We start from the raw sequence: 15,367 nt of genomic DNA on the forward strand, positions 1-15,367 counted from the left end.
AAGGCGCTGGGGGCAACAAAGGGACGGTCACCGGGCAACAGGATATCGAGCTGATTGACCAGCTGGGTCATGGGGACGTGGCGGAACATGGCCATGCCGATGATGGCCCAGACCAGGCGCTCCATGGGCATGCGGCGACGGCGCAGGGTCACGACATCCTCTTCGGCGAGCAGAGTTGTGATGAGCTCGGGGGAAATGAGGTCGGAGAGTGACTCAAACTGAGCGGGATTGCTGGCGTGGAGGAAGTCGAGAGCCTGGTCGATACGCATAAAAAATCCGAAACCAATCAACAGGTTTCGGATTTTTACACATCAGGAGGATCGGTCAATGGATCCTTAACTGATCGGCATTAGCCTCTGATGCGAATCTTTTCCCCCCTGCTCTTTCCGCTGATGGCGGTGCTGATCTGGGCCACCAATACCGTGGTCTCCAAGGCAGCGGCCAGCGTACTCGACCCGGCGGCCATCTCCTTCTATCGCTGGGTCATTGCCGCGCTGGCACTGACTCCCTTCTGCCTGCCCCAGTTGTGGCGCCGCCGCAGCGAGATCCGCCCCTGGTTTGGCAAGCTGCTGGTGCTGGCGGCACTGGGCATGGTGCTGTTCCAGTGTCTGGCCTATTACGCCGCCCACAGTACCTCTGCCACCAACATGGGGGTGATCGGCTCGCTGATCCCGATGCTGACCCTGCTGCTCGGCGCCATCTTCTTCGCTCAGCGTCCCGGCAAACAGGCGCTGGCGGGCATGAGCATCTCGCTGTTCGGGGTGTTCTGGCTGCTGAGCAAGGGCCAACCGCTGGCGCTGCTGCAGAACGGCATCAACCCCGGTGATGGCATGATGCTGCTGGGCTCTGTCAGCTATGCCCTCTACGGGCTGCTGATCCGCCGCTGGCAACTGCCGTTCGGCCCCTGGCTCAACCTCTATATGCAAGTCCTGCTGGCAGTCTTGCTGCTGGTGCCAGTTGCTCTGAGTGCCGATTCGCTGGCGGTGCCCGCCGAAGGGTGGGGGCTGGTGCTGTTTGCCGGGCTTGCGTCGTCCCTGCTGGCGGCCTACTGCTGGATGCGCGGCCTCGCCTGTATGGGGGCCGAGCGCACCTCGGTCTTTATGAACCTGCTGCCACTCTGTACGGCGCTGATCGCCGTCATCAGTCTGGGGGAGCCGATCCACGGCTATCACCTGCTGGGCGGGGGTCTCATCCTGGGCGGGGTGATGGCCTCCCAACTGAAGAGACGTGCGCCGGTGGTCGAACGGGAAGCTGCGTGAGAACGAACAACGTCCAGAAACAACAAGGGAGCCGCTGGCTCCCTTGTTGTTTTCACGTGCATGTTGGCATCAACCTGAGGCTTACCCCGCCCGGCGCCAGCGATAGCGCCGCTCCGGTCGCCCCCGCTGACCGTAGTTGAGATCCACATCGACCCGGTCTTCCGACTCCAGATACTCCAGATAGCGGCGCGCCGTGGTACGACTGAGCGACAAGCGCAGCGCCACCGTGTCGGTGGAGAAGACGTTCTCCGGTTCGCCCGCCAGCAGATCCAGCACCTGACGCAGGGTAATGCTGTCGATCCCCTTGGGGGTGACGCGCATCTCCTTGATCTGGGACCGCCCCCCCTTGCCCAGCAGCTTGTCGAGATCGTCCTGCTCCAGCCGTCCCCGCTCGCACAGCCTGCTGTGCAGTTGCAGGATCTCGTCCAGACTCTGCTGGATGCGAAACAACCGCAGAGGTTTGATGACATAGTCATGGACCCCCAGATTGAGGGCCTGCTGGATGGTCTCCACATCGCGCGAGGCGGTGACCATGATGACATAAGCCTCGCGATTGTGACTGCGCAGGCGGCTCACCCACTCGAGGCCCGAGCCATCGGGCAGAGAGACATCCACCAGCAGCAGTTGGGGCACCACACCGGCCATCATGGCATCGGCCTGGGCCAGGGTGCCGGCCCGCCCCAGCAGGGAGAAACCGGATGTTGCCGCCACCAGCTCTGACAAGATGGCACCGATCCGATCGTCATCTTCAATAACAAGCGTGATTATTGGGTCCATGGCTCACATTAATTGGTTTTTATTCAAGTAGATACCAAACAGTGTGGTCTGCTCGGCAGTTCGCCGCCATTCTATCACACCCTCGCGCCGCGCCACGGTCTCCTTGACCAGGAACAGGCCGACCCCGTGATCACCGCTCTGGCGACTCACCCCGTAATCGAACAGGTGATCGGCCAGCGCCTCGTCGACCCCCTCGCCGCTATCCTCCACCTCGATCACCAGTCGCCGCCCCACATCACACAGAGAGAGCAGCACCCGGGGCGGCCGCTGCTGGCGGTTGCGCCAGGCCGCCTGCAAACCGTTGTCCAGCAGGTTGCCAATCAGCGTGATGAGATCGGCAGAGACCGAGGCCGGATACTCCGCCAGCGCCGAGTCGGGATCGAGCTCCAGGGTCACCCCCAGCTCGCGGGCCCGGCTGAACTTGCCGAGGATCAGCCCCGCCACCGGCTTGTTGTCGATCAGGCGCAGCAGCTCCTGCAACATGGTCTGGCACGCTTCGTTCTCCTGCTGGATCAACTCCACCGCCTGATCCACATGACCCAGCTGCAACAGGCCGGAGAGGCTGCTCAGCTTGTTGGCAAACTCGTGGCTCTGCATCCGCAGCATCTCGGCGTACTGGCGCAGGTGGGTTACCTGCACCCCCAGACTGGCAGCCACCTCCGGACGACTGAAGATCAGCAGCCGCCCCGGCGCCTTGCCCTGCACCGCCTGCCAGCGGCCGACGAAGGACTCCCCCTGAATGGTGAAGCTCACCTCCCCCGCCTCCTGCTCCAGACAGGGGCGCAGCGGCGGCACCAGCTCCGCCAACGACTGCCCCAGCAGGGCGTGACGCCCGGTACCTGGCAGCCGCAACTGATAACTGGCGGTGCTGTTGATCATGTTGATGTTGCCGCTGCTATCGAGCGCGATCACCCCCTCGGTGATGTGCTCCAGCACCAGATCCTGCAGGGTGAAGCGGCGCACGATCGCCTCCGGCTCCAGATCGAGCAGGGTCTTGCGCAGCAGATATTGCACCCAGAGCGCCAGCAGCAGGCCGCATCCCAGCACCGCTACAATGGCGCAGACGAGCAGGGCCACCCGCTCCATGTAGATGCCCTCCACCTGCTGCATCAGGTAGCCCACCACCACGGCCCCCATGACGCGCCCGTCACCGCCCACCACCGGGGAGAAGCAGCGGATCGCCGGCCCCATGGTGCCCCGATCCTTGGAGCAGTAGCTGCGCCGCTCCTGCAGCGCGGGCCAGATATCCTCACCACGGAACTTCTGTCCCACCAGCTCGGGGTTGGGGTGGCTGAGACGACGACCATGTTCGTCGGTCACCACCATATAGGTGGCATCGGTGCGATTGCAGACCGCCTCCATGTAGTCGCGCAGGGTAGGGTCACTGCCCTGACGCAGGGCCTCTACCACCCGGGTATCGGCCGCCATGACCCGCGCCAGATCGCTCCCCTTATCCTGCAGATTGCTCTCCAGCAGATGACGGATAAAGAGGGCCAGCAGGCTGCCCAGAATGAGGATCAGCAGCAGGGATAGCCCAAGAGAGAGGGTGACCAGCTGATGGCGAAGTTTCATGCACATACCTTAAATCGTCAGGACGCAGCCCAATAGTGCGGATGCCACCAGGTCTGGTCAATCAAAGGAGCCGGATCACCGGCAAAATCGGCCAGGCCCTCCTCGCGGGCACAGAGCGCCACCGCTCTGGCCACGGCGCGGGCCACCTCTCCCACCTGTTCAATCGGGGGCAGCAGTCGGCCCGCGACCAGCGGATAGGCGCCGACCGCCCGCACCGCGGCCAGCAACATGCCGTCGCTGATGCGGCGCGCCTTGACGGCGCAGGCCCCCAGGCCAATGCCCGGAAAGACATAGACGTTGTTGCACTGGGAGACCACCCGCCGCTCACCGGCCACCGTCACCGGCGCAAACGGGCTGCCGGTCGCCAGCAGGGCGCGGCCACCCGTGGCCGCCCACACCTGCTCGGGCGTCGCTTCGGCGCTGCGGGTCGGGTTGGAGAGCGGCAGGATCACCGGCTGCTCGCACACCTCCCCCATCGCCTGCAACACCTCGCCAGTAAAGAGGCCACCCTGACCGCTCACCCCGATCAGCACCGCCGGGCGCACCTGGCGGATGGTCTCCAGCAGCGAACTGTTGCCCTCGTTCACCGCGCGGGCAAACGGCTGCTGGGCGCGAGTCAGCGTTGAGCGATCGCTGCAGACCACCCCGTCCTGATCAAACAGCCAGACCCCCTCACTGCCCCCCGCCAGCTGGGCCAGCATGGCGGCGATGCCGCAACCGGCCGAACCCGCGCCGACGATCAGCACGGGAGCATCGCACAGGGCGGTGCCCGCCTGCTGTAGACCGGCCAGCACACAAGCAGAGGCGACCGCCGCCGTGCCCTGAATATCGTCGTTGAACATGCAGAGCTCGTCCCGATAGCGGGTCAGCAGGTTGGCGGCGTGCTTGCCGGCAAAGTCTTCAAACTGCAGCACCACCTGCGGCCAGCGCTTGCGAATGGCGGCCACCACCTTGTCCATGAAGTGGTAGTAGCTCTCGCCATCGATCCGCTGGGCCTGCCAGCCGAGGTAGGAGTCATCCTCCAGCAGCTCGGGGTTGTTGGTGCCCACATCGACACAGAGCGGCAGGGTGCGCGCCGGGTTGATGCCGCCAGCGGCTGAATAGAGCGCCAGCTTGCCGATGCAGATCCCCATGCCACCGATGCCGAGATCGCCGAGCCCCAGCACCCGCTCGCCATCGGAGATGACAATCACGTCCACCTCCTGCTCCACCGACTCGAGGATGTCGTCGAGATCGTCCCGGTCGTGCCAGGAGAGATAGAGCCCGTGGCTGCGCAGATAGAGATCGCTGTGGCGCTGGCATGCCTCCCCCACCACCGGGGTGTAGATGATCGGCAGCAGCTCCGGCAGGTGGTGGCGCACCAGATCGTAGAACAGCACCGGGTTGTCCTCCTGCAACTGGCGCAGCAGCAGATGCTGGTCAAACGGGCTCTGCATCGCGCTGACCAAGCGGTAGATCCGGCGCCGCTGCTGGGAGAGTGACTCCTCCTTGTGGGGCATGCGGCCTCGTACGCCCTGACGCTTGCGTTCTGCATAGGGCAGGCTGGTGCCCATCATGATGTCGTTCATCTTATGTGTTCCTCAATCCGGTATCAGGCAAGCAGGGAGATAAGGGCGGTGGCCAGGATCAGCATCACGGCGCCGCCGAGGCGAGAGGAGATCTGGGCAAAGGGCATCAGCTTCATCCGCTGGGCCGCCGAGAGCACGGCCACGTCGCCGGTGCCACCCATGTTGGCCATGCAGAGTCCGCCGGTGATGGCCGCCTCGATGGGATAGAAACCGATCATCCGGCCCACCAGCGCCGCGCCGAGGGCACCACCGATCACGGTGACCATGACCAGCACGAAGTAGCTGATGGAGAAGGCGCTGATCAGCTCCGGAATACTGGTGTAGGCGACACCGATCCCCACCAGCAGGGAGGGGGTCAGGTTGCTCACCACAAACTGATACCAGTCAGCAGCAGCCTGCTCATAACGGCGCGGCAACACGCCGCTCACCTTGATAAAGGCGACCGCCAGAATCATCAGGGCGAAGGGGTGCATGGGGATAAAGTTGCCGAGCAGGGAGCCCAGCACAAACATGCTGGAGCTGATAAAGAGCCCCATGCCCAGACTCTGCAGGGTCGGTGCTTCAACCTGCTCCTCGGCGATGCTCTGGCTACTTTCCTTGACCATCAACTTGCCGTTGCCGGTCAGGGAGGGGTAACGGCGGCCGAGGCGTGCCAGCAGGGAGCCCACCAGAATGGCCAGGGTGTTGGCGATCACCACCGCCGGCACCATGCGCGACAGCAGGTCGGCGCTGGACATCTGCATCGGGCCGGAGAGGATCTCCACCAGTGGCACCGCCCCTGCCCCCATGCCACCGCCCATAATCGGCAGGCCAATCAGCAGCACCGCATTCTTGAAGCCGTAACCCATCAGGGAGCCGACGAAGCCGACGCTCAGCAGTGCCAGCGCCACGCCGCCGAGGATCACCGGCAGATAGCGCATGGCGGCATTTTTCAGCAACGCACTGCTCATGCCAAACACCGAACCGGTCACCAGACTGGCGATAAAGAAGTTGAGAAAGCCCCCCTCCTTCATGAAGTTGGTGATGACCTGTCCCGCCTGCACCGGCAGCAGCTGGTATTCGAACAGGGCGGCGCCGCCAAAAATAGCGAGGATGGTGCCGCCCCCCAGATATTCACGGATCGGCATGATCCGCTCCCCCAACTCGGTCAGCAGGGTGCCCAGCACGAACATCAGCGCCAGCGCACCGACCATGCCCAGTGGCAGCGAACCGTTCCAGCCGGAAAAGAGAACACAGGTCGCCAGCCCCAGAAATATAAAGAGCGGCATACCGGCAATTTGTTGGCCGCCCATCAAGGCGGCCTTTTCTTGTGTGGTTTGTAGGGTAGAGAGGTTTTTCATTGTTATGTACTCTGCGTGTGATTGTGGCCGCTACTTTATTGATCCCCCTCGCCCCTGTCGGTTAGCCAGACTGCAAAGCCATATAAAAACATTAAAAACTTAAACATCATGGTGTCGCCAAACTGCGTGACTCAATAGATCACCACGCCATCGATACCCGGCCAGACAAGGAAGCAAGAAGATAAAACGAGCGACACGTATGGCGGTTATTTGGGTGATCAGCAGTAATAGCAATCTGATGATCGCTCCCCTTTGGGGAAATAACAGAGCCAGATGACAAACCCTGCGACCATTTATCCTCACAGATCCTGTGAGTGATAATCAGCGGGCAATGTCATCCCGATGGCGCGGTCGTCACGGCAGGTGGTATCAGGGATTGCGCGCACATTCGTGCTGCCAGCGAGATGCAAAATGGCGAGAGAGGCGGCGCAAGGAAGAGCGTTGATATTGTGATGAGTCAAGCCAGCGAATACCAGGGCACTGGCTTGAACTCGCAAGGATCACACACGGTCAGGTCTATTCTGCCAACAATAATGGAATATTGGCGGGGTCAAAATCATGGCTGATATCGGCACTTCTGACAGCACCATCCCGATTCACGCCATGATGTGACTCTGCACCATATTCCCCGTCACTCAACAGAGTTTCAATTGCCAGATACACACATCCACTGTCATATCCATCCACAACCCGTTTCCCCCTTGTTTTATAACCCCATCAATATTAGCGGATAAAAAAAGCGCCGCTCGCCGGACCTGAAAATTTCATGAAAATATCCGCCTAATATCCTCCCTGCACGGCATCCTATCCGGAGCGGTAAAAGAGCCCCGAGTGGATCAGTGCAGCAAACAATATCAGCGGCCCGAATGCTACTCATCCGACCCCGACGAAAGATCCGACCAAAAACACGATCACCATCACACTATTTACTTAGCCTGCTAAATAAGTAAAATGCTTAGCAGGCTAAGTAGATTGAGGATGAGAAGATGACGGATCTGGAAAGGTTGCGCGAGCTGTCGCTCGCCGAGCAGATAGCGCGGATGCACCGGCTATGGCGTACTGCCGCCGATCTGGAGTTGGCTCCCCTTGGCCTCACCCATCCCCGCTGGACCGCGCTGTGGAAACTCTCCCGCATGGGGAACCATGTCAGCCAGAAGACCCTGGCCGAAGCCCTCGAGATAGAGCTCCCCTCCCTGATGCGCACTCTGGGCCAGCTGGAAGAGCAGGAGCTGATTGAGCGCCACTGCTGCAGTCAGGACAAGCGGGCCCGCATCGTCTGCGTGACCCCGGCCGGCCAGACCCTGCTCGATCAGATCGCCGACCGCATCATGAATATCCGCCGCGAGCTGCTGGGGGGCATCGACGAACAGACCCTGCAACTGTTTGAAGCCACGGTGCAGCGGATCTCGGCCAACGCCCTCAGCAAGATTGAACAGCACCACGACCGACAGGCAGGAGGCGATACAAGCCCTCCCGATGCCAGCACAGAGAGAGAATAAGATGACACCGGATCAACAATTTACCCGCTGGATCAAATGGTCCATGGCAGGCTTTGCCGCCCTCTTCGCCTATTTTCTGGTAGCCGATCTGCTGATGCCCCTCACGCCGCAGGCGATGGCGACCCGGGTGGTCACCAAGCTTGCCCCGCAAGTGAGCGGCAAGGTGGTCGAGGTTGCCGTTCACAACAACCAGCAAGTCAAGAAAGGGGACCTGCTGTTTACCCTGGATCCCGAGCCCTTCGCTCTGGCGGTAGAGCAGGCCCGTTTGGCCTTGGCGCAGGCCGAACAACAGAACCGTGAACTGGACGCCGAACTGACCGCTGCCGCCGCCGATATCAGCGCCAAAGAGACGCTGGCCAGCCAGAAATGGCGGGACGCGGAGCGGACCGATGCGCTGTTCCAGCGCCACATGGTCTCAGTGCAACAAAAAGATGAGGCGGACAGCGCCCTGCGCAGCGCTCAGGCCAACCTGCGCGCCAGTCAGGCCAAACTGGCCCAGATCAAGGCCAGCCGTGGCGTGACCGGTGAGGACAATCTGTTGCTGCGCCAGGCCCGCAACAAGCTGGCGCAAGCGGAGCTGGCGCTCGCCTATAGCCGGGTTCATGCGGATCAGGATGGCACCATCACCAACCTGCAGCTCAAACCGGGCAGTATCGCCAGCGCGGGCAGCCCGCTGCTGGCGCTGGTGTCGGAGCAGGTCGATGTGATCGCCGATTTTCGCGAGAAGAGCCTGCGCCATGTCGGCGAGCAAACCCGCGCACTGGTCGCCTTCGATGGCGAACCGGGCCAACTCTATCCTGCCCGGGTGAGCAGTCTGGATGCCGGTGTGAGTGCCGGTCAGTTTGATGCCAACGGTCGACTTGCAGCTCCAGTGGAGTCTGATCGCTGGGTTCGGGATGCCCAGCGGATGCGGCTGCACCTCGAGCTGGAGCAGTTACCCGACCACCTGCCAGCCGGGGCGCGGGCCACGGTGCAACTGCTGCCGGACAATGCCCTGACCGCCATGCTGGCACGGGGCCAGATCCACCTGCTCAGCCTGCTGCATTATGTCTATTAATCAGGTATCTACTCATCCCGTAGCGACCTCCGTAGCTACCAATACCGTGCCTGCTCATCACGCCGCGCACCTCTGGCATCGGCCCCTTACCGGCAACGAGCTGCGTCAGTGTTTGCGTATCGCCTTTGGCTGCACCACGGGCTTTCTGCTCTGCAAGCTGTTTGGCTGGGGTTACGGGGTCTTCTACACGGTCACCCCGGTGCTGCTGCTGGGGATGGTGCCGGTGATGAATGGCCATGCCGCCCGCCAGCTTATCGCGTCGGCAGTGGTCTGTGGTGTGGAGGTCGGGTTGCTGGGGGGGCTGTTTGGCAGCCATCCGGTGCTGATGACCCCCATCGCCTTTCTGTTGTTTCTCTACCGCTTCGCTGCCATGTCGCGCGGCAGTCTGTTTCTGTTCGGGGCCAACGGGGTGCTGAGCCTCAGCATCATGCTGCACTTTGCCAGCTATCCGCAGACCGACCTTAACGATCTGATTTTCAATAATATCTGGGCGAACATCCTGTCGGTGCTGATCGCCTATCTGATGACGGCGCTGATCCCCGACCTAGAGGCACGACCGAAACCGGCACCCGCCGCCAAGGCGCCGCACCGGATGCGCCACGAGGCGCTGCTGGGGGCCACGGTGGCCACCCTGTCGTTCCTGACCTTTCAGCTTTTTGATCTGCGTGACTCCATGTCGGCCCAGGCCACCACCCTGCTGGTGCTGTTCCCCATGCACTGGAACGGCGCCCTCAGTTATGCCCGCAAACGGGCGATGGGCACCTTGCTGGGGGTCACCTTTGGCCTGCTCGGCCAGCTGGTGCTCTATGACTGGTCAGGGCAACTGCTGCTGGTCGCCCCGCTGCTGTGGCTCGGTGCCATGCTGTTCAGCCATGCCCACGTCAAGGAGGCTGGCGGCTCGGGGGTCGGCTTCGGCGCCCTCACCACCCTCGGTATCCTGTTTGGCCAATACCTCACCCCGGGCAACGATCTGGTGTTCAGCGCCCTCTACCGGGTCAGCAGCATCCTGTTTGCCATCGTGGTCACCCTGCTGGCCTGCTACCTCATCCACCGGCTGCTCAACCGCTTCGAGGCAACCCGCTTCGGTTACTGATTTCCTGTTGTAAACACTGTTGTCAGCCCATGGATGAGCTCTCTTTCGCCCCGTCGCCTGCCGGGGCGTTTTTTTGTCTCTCTTATTTGCCTCCCTCCTGCCGCCACGGATCAGCGCAGAAGTGTGGCTATGCTTGTAAGGCTGCTGTCGATGAGGTGTGCCTATGGTTCCGTGGTTAAAAAAATGGCTGGTTTGTCTGGTGCTGCTGGCCACCAGTTCGCTCGGGGCCGCCCCGCTGATCATTGGCGCCGAGGATGACTGGGCTCCCTACTGCGAGCGCGACAAGGAGGATGGCCAGCCTCGCGGGCTGGCGCCGGAGCTGGTCAAGGCAGTGTTCGCCGCGGAAGGGATCGAGATTGTGTTTCGCACCCTCCCCTTCGCCCGCTGCATGCACGATGCGAAAAGCGGCAAACTTGCGGGGTGCTTCAACGCCACCATCACCGAAGAGAACCGTTACCAGTACCATTGGCACGATACCCCCATGTTCGAGGAAGATCTCGCCATCTTCGCCCTCGCCAGCGAACCGCAACGGGATCTCAAGCTCACCTCGCTGGAAGGCAAGCGGGTGGGCATCACGCTCGGTTACACCTATCCCACCGATTTTATGGAGAACCCCAGGATCACCCGCTTTCAGGCCAAATCCGATGCCCAGATCCTCGAGATGCTGGTGCGCGGTCGGGTTGACTACATCCTGATGAACGGCATGCCGGGCTACCTGAAGATCCAGCAGAAGCAGCTGACCGGTAAGGTGGTCAAAGTTGGCAAACTCTCCACCGATGGCTTCTGGCTCGCCTTCTCCCGCAACGCCCCGCAAGGGGAAGCGCTGGCCAAGCGGTTCGAGCAGGGGCTGCAGAAGATCAAGAACAACGGCACCTATGAGACTCTGATCCGCCAGTTTGAAACCCGACTCGGCTTGCACTGATGGCGGATACCTTGCTAACGCCGATCCCCCCCTCACACTCGCGACGGTATGCCGGACAGCCAGCGACGCACCGAATGGCCCCGCTGATTGCACAATAACGGCAACCTGTTAGGCTGACGCCCGTATGACACCAATGGAGCTGTAATCATGAATAAAGTACATATGATGGCCGCTGGTGCGCTGGCCCTCGGCCTGCTCGCCGGCTGCAATCAGGGCAATACCCTCTCCGTCACCGGTGGCGAGCCGGTCAGTTACCAGTGCGAGCAGGGCAAGAAGGTGCAGGTGCGCTACTTCTCTCTCTCCGACGAGAGCCTCAGCTTTATCAAGCTGTCGCTGCCGGACGGCAAGGATTACACCCTGCCCCAGGCCATTTCAGCCTCCGGTGCCCGCTATACGGACGAGCACGAAGCCGTCTGGTGGAACAAGGGGAACGAGGGTTTTGTCGAGCTGCGGGATCAGGCTGGCGAGTGGCAGACCGCCTACAACGACTGCAAACAGCAATAAACGTGACCCCGGCCTGGCCGGGGTCTCTGTTTCTCTGGCATCGAAGTGGTGGGGGGTCAGTTGATCTCGATCTCGAAGCGGTTGATCACCTCGACCGGAATGGCATCCGGGTTACCCTCTGCCGGGCTGTAGCGGATCCGCGAGAGGGTCGCCAGTGCGCTCTGCTCCAGCTCGCCGGGGGGCTCGGCCGCCACCACTTCCGGTTTGACCGGCGTGCCGCTGGCGTCGATTTGATAGCGTACTTCCACATACCCCTTGACCGGTTTGGCCGGCAGGGCGGGCTCGTCATTGCCAAGCCATGACCACTGCTTCTCCTGAACCCAGTAGCTGGACAACTGCTCGAGAGGGATAGCGATCGGAGCGCGCTCGTGCGCCACCTCCTGACGGGATGAGCACCCCAACAACAGTGTCACAGCCAGACCTGACCATACTGCGACTTTCCACTTCATGTAACGCTCCTTGTTCTCTGCCGGTGCTTGTTGCCGGACTGCGGGGCGCTCAACACGCGCCCCCTTGGTCAGTCACCCATCCTAACGAAAAAGTATTCGTATGAACATGAACAAAAGGGCCAACCCCGAGAGGTTGGCCCTTTTATCGTCAATGAGCTCACTAACCAGCCGCTGGCATCAGCCGCGCTTGTCGCTCACCACCAGCCAGAGCGCATGCACCATGCCCGGCAGACCGCCCAGCAGGGTCAGCACAATGTTGATTAAAAAGTGCAGGCTAAAACCCACCTGGATAAAAGCGCACACCGGGGGCAGGAAAATGGCCAGCAGGATCTTGAGCAGATTGTTCATCTCGGCTCTCCTCTTCAAGAATGTCGTCAGGATTGGAGTGGGCTAACCATAAACATCCCGGGCTTCAACTGCAAACCAGACAGGGAATTCGCTCATCCGCATTACGCCAGGCGTTAAGGTCATGGATCTGCTGATTGCTGCTGCCCCGCCAGAGCAGGCCCGGGTCTGCCAGCTCCTTTTCAAACTTGCCATCCACCAGCACATCCAGCAAGGCCACCAGCTCACGCTGGGCATCCGAGAGCTCGCCGAGCAAATAGCCGGTCCAGCACCAGATATCCTTGCCGGGGCACTCGGCGCGCACCCGTTTCACCAGTGCCAGCACGTGGGGCACGTTGGCCGGGTGGAGCGGATCGCCGCCGGAGAGCGACAGACCTCGCCGTTTGATACGCGTGTCATTGAGATCCGCAATGATGCGATCGCTCATCGCCTCATCAAACGGCTTGCCGCCATCGAGCCGCCAGGTGCTCTGGTTGTAGCAACCCGGGCACTTATGCTCGCAGCCCGAGACAAACAGGGTGACACGGGTGCCGGGGCCATTGATCACATCGACCGGGTAGTATTGGTGGTAGTGCATCGCTTGTTTCCTGCCTCGTTCACGGGAATGCGGCATGACTGCCGCCCTCCAATGAAAATGGCCCCTTGCAACAGGGGCCAGCTCTTCATCATTGCAGCGCTTACATATGTTTGACGCGGCGCTTCACTTCTTCCTGCTTGCCCGCATTGAAGGGGCGCGCATCCGGGCTGCCGAGGTAGCCGCAGACACGGCGGGTCACCGACACCTTGGCGGGGTCGTGGTTGCCGCAGCGCGGGCAGGTGAAGCCCTTGGAGGTACACTCGAACTCGCCGGTGAAGCCGCAGTCGTAGCACTCGTCGATGGGAGTGTTGGTGCCGTAATAAGGCACCTTGTCATAGCTGTAATCCCAGACGTTCTCCAGCGCTTCCAGGTTGTGCTGGATGTTGGGGTACTCGCCGTAGCAGATGAAGCCGCCGCTGGCGATGGGCGGATAGGGCGCCTCGAAGTCCAGCTTGTCGTACGGATTGACCTGCTTCTCCACATCGAGGTGGAAGCTGTTGGTGTAGTAACCCTTGTCGGTCACGCCGGATACCACGCCAAACTCCTTGGCATCGATGCGGCAGAAACGGGTGCAGAGGTTCTCGCTCGGGGTGGAGTAGAGGCTGAAGCCGTAACCAGTCTCATCCTTCCACTCGTCGATGGCCGCCTTGAGGCGGGCGATGATGGCGATGGCCTTCTGTTGCAGCTCGGCGCTGTCAAACAGGTGCACCTTGTCACCAAACAGGGCGTTGATGGTCTCGTGAACCCCGATATAGCCGAGCGAAATGGAGGCGCGACCGTTCTTGAAGATCTCGCTGACGTTGTCGTCCGCCTTCAGCCGCACGCCGCAGGCCCCTTCCATATAGAGGATCGGTGCAACCCGTGCCTTCACCCCGTCCAGACGGCTGATGCGGTACATCAGCGCCTTCTTGGCGACCCGCAGGGAGGCATCCAGACGATCCCAGAAGTCCGCTTCATCACGGGATTTCAGCGCGATACGCGGCAGGTTGAGGCTCACCACCCCCAGGTTGTTGCGACCTTCGTGGATCAGCTCGCCATTCTCCTCGTAGGCACCGAGGAAGGAGCGGCAACCCATGGGGGTCTTGAAGGAGCCGGTCACCTTCACCACCTGGTCGTAGTTGAGGATATCCGGATACATCCGCTTGGAGGCACACTCCAGCGCCAGCTGCTTGATGTCGTAGTTAGGATCACCCTGCTTGTGGTTGAGGCCATCCTTGATGGCGAACACCAGTTTCGGGAACACGGCGGTCTTCTTGTTCTTGCCAAGGCCAGCGATGCGATTGCTGAGAATGGCGCGCTGGATCATCCGCGACTCCCAGCTATCCCCCAGACCAAAGCCGAAGGTGACAAACGGCGTCTGACCGTTGGCGGTGTGCAGGGTGTTGACTTCGTACTCCAGCGACTGGAAGGCGTCGTAGCACTCTTTCTCGGTGCGTGCCATGGCGTAGGCTTCCACATCGGCAATGCCCCACTCTTCGGCCACTTCACGGTGCTTCTGCCAGCTGATGGTCACATAGGGGGCCAGCACTTCGTCGATGCGGTTGATGGTGGTGCCGCCATAGATATGGCTCGCCACCTGGGCGATGATCTGGGCGGTTACGGCGGTGGCGGTGCTGATCGATTTCGGGGTGTCGATCTCCGCATTGCCCATCTTGAAGCCGTGGGTCAGCATCCCCTTCAGATCGATCAACATGCAGTTGAACATCGGGAAGAAGGGGGAGTAGTCGAGATCGTGGAAGTGCAGATCACCACTCTCGTGAGCCTGAACCACATCACGGGGCAGCATGTGGCTGGTGGCATAGTGCTTGGCGACGATACCGGCCAGCAGGTCGCGCTGGGTCGGGATCACTTTGGAGTCTTTGTTGGCGTTCTCGTTGAGCAGGGCGGCATTGGTCTGCTCGACCAGACCACGGATCTCCTGCGCCAGACGGCCACGCGCCTCGCGAGCCTGATCCCGATCGTGGCGATATTCGATATAGGCACGGGCGATGGCCTTGTCGTCGGAAGCCATCAGGTGGTTTTCGACCCGGTTCTGGATCTCGTGGATATCAACTTCACCACGCCCTTCCAGCTCCTGGCTGACCGCGCTTGATATACGCAGTGCCAGCGCCGGATTGGCCTGATTGACCGCTTCCGCCGCTCGGCTGACCGCCTCTGCAATCAGCTGGGCATTGAATGGTGCGCGACATCCGTCACGTTTGATCACAACCGGTTTCATGGATTTTCCCCGTTAAAAGGCCAGGCATTTGCCTCTGGCTCACCCTTGTTGGGCCCCCTTCCCGGCATCTCGTCCTGGACGCAAATAAATTCAGCCGAGGCTTGACAAGCCTGGGCTGAAGATAGGAAGGGAACAGCTTATACACAGCTTAATAACACAACATATAGGGATTAAAAACGAATGCATC

At 61.3% G+C, this 15,367-nt stretch carries 15 protein-coding genes; 6 read left to right on the top strand and 9 right to left on the bottom strand.

Annotated features, from left to right (window positions below; genetic code table 11):
* Positions 1-269 (bottom strand): transposase domain-containing protein (locus tag PG888_RS09550; RefSeq protein ID WP_270815729.1); only part of this gene is annotated, 269 nt, incomplete at its 3' end.
* A 90-nt stretch (positions 270-359) separates the two neighbouring features.
* Here PG888_RS09550 and PG888_RS09555 point away from each other — a divergent pair.
* Positions 360-1,259, top strand: coding sequence for a DMT family transporter (locus tag PG888_RS09555; protein WP_182939117.1), 900 nt, complete (start codon positions 360-362; stop codon positions 1,257-1,259).
* Between the two features lie 81 nt (positions 1,260-1,340).
* On the opposite strand, the gene PG888_RS09560 is transcribed toward PG888_RS09555, so the two are convergent.
* Genes PG888_RS09560 through PG888_RS09575 form a run of 4 tightly spaced genes read right to left on the bottom strand, consistent with a single transcriptional unit; the run spans position 1,341 to position 6,516 of the window.
* Positions 1,341-2,036 (bottom strand): response regulator, encoded by a 696-nt coding sequence (locus PG888_RS09560; protein WP_042058521.1) that lies wholly within the window; start codon positions 2,034-2,036, stop codon positions 1,341-1,343.
* Between the two features lie 3 nt (positions 2,037-2,039).
* Positions 2,040-3,608, bottom strand: a complete 1,569-nt coding sequence (locus PG888_RS09565; RefSeq protein WP_042658008.1) for an ATP-binding protein — start codon at positions 3,606-3,608, stop codon at positions 2,040-2,042.
* 17 nt (positions 3,609-3,625) lie between these two features.
* The gene (locus PG888_RS09570; protein ID WP_182939116.1) at positions 3,626-5,176 is read right to left on the bottom strand and encodes an NAD-dependent malic enzyme; all 1,551 of its coding nucleotides are present in this window, start codon (positions 5,174-5,176) and stop codon (positions 3,626-3,628) included.
* A gap of 23 nt (positions 5,177-5,199) precedes the next feature.
* Positions 5,200-6,516 carry a 2-hydroxycarboxylate transporter family protein gene (locus PG888_RS09575; protein ID WP_058052769.1) on the bottom strand — a complete coding sequence of 439 codons (1,317 nt, stop codon included), beginning with the start codon at positions 6,514-6,516 and terminating at the stop codon, positions 5,200-5,202.
* A 986-nt stretch (positions 6,517-7,502) separates the two neighbouring features.
* Here PG888_RS09575 and PG888_RS09580 point away from each other — a divergent pair.
* The 5 genes from PG888_RS09580 to PG888_RS09600 all read left to right on the top strand — a co-directional run bounded on the left by PG888_RS09580 (position 7,503) and on the right by PG888_RS09600 (position 11,591).
* Positions 7,503-8,015 carry a MarR family transcriptional regulator gene (locus tag PG888_RS09580; RefSeq protein WP_182939115.1) on the top strand — a complete coding sequence of 171 codons (513 nt, stop codon included), beginning with the start codon at positions 7,503-7,505 and terminating at the stop codon, positions 8,013-8,015.
* Between the two features lies 1 nt (position 8,016).
* Positions 8,017-9,072 carry an HlyD family secretion protein gene (locus PG888_RS09585; RefSeq protein WP_042058530.1) on the top strand — a complete coding sequence of 352 codons (1,056 nt, stop codon included), beginning with the start codon at positions 8,017-8,019 and terminating at the stop codon, positions 9,070-9,072.
* On the top strand, positions 9,062-10,165 hold the full coding sequence (locus tag PG888_RS09590; RefSeq protein WP_232093613.1) for a DUF2955 domain-containing protein: 1,104 nt from the start codon (positions 9,062-9,064) through the stop codon (positions 10,163-10,165). Before PG888_RS09585 ends, PG888_RS09590 begins: the two co-directional genes overlap by 11 nt.
* Positions 10,166-10,328: 163 nt before the next feature.
* Complete coding sequence (locus PG888_RS09595) at positions 10,329-11,087, top strand: substrate-binding periplasmic protein (protein ID WP_139409426.1); 759 nt, start codon at positions 10,329-10,331, stop codon at positions 11,085-11,087.
* 147 nt (positions 11,088-11,234) lie between these two features.
* The gene (locus PG888_RS09600) at positions 11,235-11,591 is read left to right on the top strand and encodes an MliC family protein (RefSeq protein WP_182939114.1); all 357 of its coding nucleotides are present in this window, start codon (positions 11,235-11,237) and stop codon (positions 11,589-11,591) included.
* Between the two features lie 56 nt (positions 11,592-11,647).
* Here the strand turns inward: PG888_RS09600 and PG888_RS09605 are convergent, their stop codons facing one another.
* From PG888_RS09605 to nrdD, 4 genes are all read right to left on the bottom strand, one after another.
* On the bottom strand, positions 11,648-12,040 hold the full coding sequence (locus PG888_RS09605; protein WP_111809204.1) for an energy transducer TonB: 393 nt from the start codon (positions 12,038-12,040) through the stop codon (positions 11,648-11,650).
* Positions 12,041-12,217: 177 nt separating this feature from the next.
* Positions 12,218-12,388 (bottom strand): YqaE/Pmp3 family membrane protein, encoded by a 171-nt coding sequence (locus PG888_RS09610; RefSeq protein WP_005343870.1) that lies wholly within the window; start codon positions 12,386-12,388, stop codon positions 12,218-12,220.
* A 64-nt stretch (positions 12,389-12,452) separates the two neighbouring features.
* The gene (gene nrdG / locus PG888_RS09615; protein ID WP_182939113.1) at positions 12,453-12,962 is read right to left on the bottom strand and encodes an anaerobic ribonucleoside-triphosphate reductase-activating protein; all 510 of its coding nucleotides are present in this window, start codon (positions 12,960-12,962) and stop codon (positions 12,453-12,455) included.
* Between the two features lie 100 nt (positions 12,963-13,062).
* Positions 13,063-15,180 (bottom strand): anaerobic ribonucleoside-triphosphate reductase, encoded by a 2,118-nt coding sequence (nrdD, locus tag PG888_RS09620; RefSeq protein WP_058052762.1) that lies wholly within the window; start codon positions 15,178-15,180, stop codon positions 13,063-13,065.
* Positions 15,181-15,367: the final 187 nt, after the last annotated feature.

Origin of the sequence: Aeromonas sp. QDB23 (genome assembly GCF_027707745.1) — a bacterium.
In the GTDB taxonomy this organism is placed as follows: Bacteria; Pseudomonadota; Gammaproteobacteria; order Enterobacterales; family Aeromonadaceae; genus Aeromonas; species Aeromonas allosaccharophila.